Below are 1351 nucleotides of genomic sequence, written 5' to 3' on the forward strand. Positions count from 1 at the left end.
CCCCCGCCTGCAGCCGCGACAGCAGCGCCGCCAGCGCGGCCGCGCACCGACGACGCCGACGCGGCGCCGGCGGGTGGTCCTCGTCGTCCACCTCGTCGTCGGGCGTCCACGGGGCGGCCGCGAGCGCCGGCAGGGGCGCGTCGGGGAGCCACTCGGGGGCCGGGGGCGCGACCGCCACCTGCGGCGCCGGGGGCGGGACCCGGCGCAGCGTGGCCGCGTCGGTCCACGCGTCGGGGTCCGGGGCCGCCGCCGGCGCCGGCCGCGGCGAGAGGCGGTCGAGCAGCTCGCCGGCGTCGCGCCACCGCCGCGCCGGGTCCTTGGCCAGCGCCCCCTCGATCGCGCGCAGCAGGAACGCCGGCACGTCGGGACGCAGCGCGCCGAGGTCGGGGAGCGGCTCGTGCTTCTGCTTGTGGAGGAGCGCGTAGAGCGACTCCCCGGCCCACGGGCGCCGCCCGCTCAGCATCTCCCACCCGACCAGCCCGAGCGCGTAGACGTCCGCCCGCGCGTCCACCGCGCCCCCGTCCACCTGCTCGGGCGCCATGTACGTCGGCGTGCCGAGCGAGCTGCCGACCATCGTCAGCTGCGTCTCGGCGTCGATCGGGCGGGCGATCCCGAAGTCGGCGAGCAGCGCGCGCCCGCTGTCGTCCTCGAGGAAGACGTTCTCGGGCTTCACGTCGCGGTGGACGATGCGGGCCGCGTGCGCGTGGGCCAGCCCCGCGGCCACGTCGCGCAGCACGGCCGCCGCCTCGTCGAACGGGAGCGCGCCGCGCTCGCGCAGCACCGCGCGCAGGGTGCGCCCGCGCACGTAGGCGCTGACGATCGCCACCGTGCGCCCGTCGGGCGCGTCGACGACGCCGAGGTTGCGGACGAGGTTCGGGTGGGCGAGCGACGCCACCGTGCGCGCCTCGCGGGCGAAGCGGCCGGCGGCCTCGGGGTCGGCGGCGTACGGGGCGGCGACCAGCTTCACCGCCACCGGCTCCCCCCCCTCCAGCGGGCGCGCGAGGTACACCTCGGCCATGCCGCCGCGGCCGAGCTCCTCGAGGAACTCGAACCGGTCGGTGAGACGGCGCGCGGCCGGCGGCAGCTGGTCGAAGGGGATCGGCATGCGACGGGGGACGGCCCCACACCGGCATTGGCCGTGCCCGCCCGTCGGCGCGGGCTCGTGTGCAAGTCGGCGCGGCGGCGACGTCTCCCGGGCGACGGTCCCGATTCCTCACCCGGAGAGCCCCATGTCCCGCCCCCCGTTCCGCCCCCTCGCGCGTCCCTGGTCGCGCGCCGCCGCGCTGGCCGCGCTGGCCGCGCTGGCCGCGCTCCCCGCGCTCGCCCTCGTCGCGCCCGCCGAGGCGCGGCG

1 protein-coding gene is annotated in these 1351 nt (G+C 79.6%); it reads right to left on the reverse strand.

Going from position 1 to position 1351, the window contains the following annotated elements:
* Positions 1 to 1105 (reverse strand): serine/threonine-protein kinase (locus tag PYV61_RS25340; RefSeq protein ID WP_275836665.1); only part of this gene is annotated, 1105 nt, incomplete at its 3' end.
* Positions 1106 to 1351 lie beyond the last annotated feature (246 nt).

The organism is Roseisolibacter sp. H3M3-2 (assembly GCF_029211165.1).
Taxonomy (GTDB): domain Bacteria; phylum Gemmatimonadota; class Gemmatimonadetes; order Gemmatimonadales; family Gemmatimonadaceae; genus Roseisolibacter.